The sequence below is a fragment of the Campylobacter concisus genome (assembly GCF_902460625.1).
GTDB classification, from domain to species: Bacteria; Campylobacterota; Campylobacteria; order Campylobacterales; family Campylobacteraceae; genus Campylobacter_A; species Campylobacter_A concisus_AD.
Genome location: NZ_CABPUT010000028.1, coordinates 1 through 1,461, shown reverse-complemented (window position 1 = coordinate 1,461; position 1,461 = coordinate 1). Strand labels below are relative to the sequence as shown.

Annotated in this window: 1 protein-coding gene; it reads right to left on the bottom strand. The window is 36.6% G+C overall.

What is annotated here, in order from left to right:
• Nucleotides 1–144: 144 nt before the first annotated feature.
• Nucleotides 145–1,275 carry a hypothetical protein gene (locus F3G69_RS09180; protein ID WP_188115364.1) on the bottom strand — a complete coding sequence of 377 codons (1,131 nt, stop codon included), beginning with the start codon at nt 1,273–1,275 and terminating at the stop codon, nt 145–147.
• Nucleotides 1,276–1,461 lie beyond the last annotated feature (186 nt).

The following is a 1,461-nucleotide window of genomic DNA, read 5'->3' as shown; positions in this document are numbered from 1 at the left end:
GTACTTTGGTGCTAATTTTGGATATGTATTGGATAAAAATATTAAATTTGCTAGTTAAATTTGAGTTTTAATGTAATTAAAATAGAAATTTATAAAATAAAAATATCCCAAAGGAAAAATCCTTTGGGATTAGTTAGCTAAATATTAAAATACGTGTACTTGGTCTTGGACTTCTAGAGTTACAGTTTTTCCACCCTCTATGTTAGTATAAACATTGTAGTTAATACCATTTTCATCAGTAGTTGTAGTGCCTGAAGCAACCCAACCCTTGCTCACAAGATCAAGGTTATCGTTACTATCACCACCTATTCTTAGCTTATTGTTATTATCAGTCATATCTAGAACTTCTTTGGCTGATAGATTTATGTTGTGGTTGCCTTCAGTTAGATCTAGTTTTTCAATGTTCTTAACTTTGCTAAAGTCTAAACTATCATCAGCAACTTTTAATGTATCATATCCAGCTCCGCCATCGATAGTTGTATTATTTAGGCTTACACCTTGTTTGACTGAGATAAGATCGTTACCTGCATCGCCGTTTATTACTGCATTATTAAATGTTCCAGAGTTGACGAAAATTTGATCATTGCCATCTCCACCATGTATACCAGCATTAGGATTACCATTTTGACCTTGGAATTCCGCTCCATTGACATTTATTGTATCGTCGCCAGCATCTGCACGCACACTAGCTTGATCAAATTTAGCACCACTTTCTAAAGTTATAGTATCCTTACCATTTCCAGCAGCTATATAAGAGAAATCTTGGAATAAAGTTCCATCTTTTACTGTAATCACATCATCTCCACCACCGGTTAGTACGCTAGACAATCTACCATCATCACTTTTCATAAAGGTAGTATTTGATATCGTTACATGATCCACGTCATTAGCAAGGTATCCTGCATCATCAGTATACAAAGTAGATCCCTTAAACGTTATGCGGTCAGTGGCGCTGTTACCCTTAAGCTCTATAGTATCCTCTCCAGCACCCATCTCTACAACTGTACGAGTGAGCGTTACCCCGCTAGCTATATTAACCTCGTCAGAGCCAGCACCGGTTCTGATATTTGACTGAGTAGCCGGTGTAGTCGCTGGTGCAGTGATATCACTGTTGATATTTACTATATCATTCTCAGCTCCGGTAGTTATATCAACCTTCTTCACTGTCGCTCCAGCATTGATATTAACGGTACCTATACCAGCACCAGTATTTATAGAAACATTATCTATAGTTGCTCCAGTATTGATATTTACTATATCGTTGCCATTACCCATATCAACAGTAGAATCTTTAAGTGTAGCATTGCTTACTGTTAAAGTATCAACACCATCACCCATATCAGCTTTGATTTTTGCTGTAGCACCATCACGTATTTTTATCTCATCATCTCCACCATTACCATATATCTTACCATCAGGAAAAGCATCAGTAATAGTAAAGTTTCCACCCTTGATATCTAT

What these genes read in the sequence shown, in the direction of transcription:
- F3G69_RS09180 (WP_188115364.1), bottom strand. Translation starts at nt 1,275, where the DNA reads ATGGGTAATGGCAACGATATAGTAAATATCAATACTGGAGCAACTATA.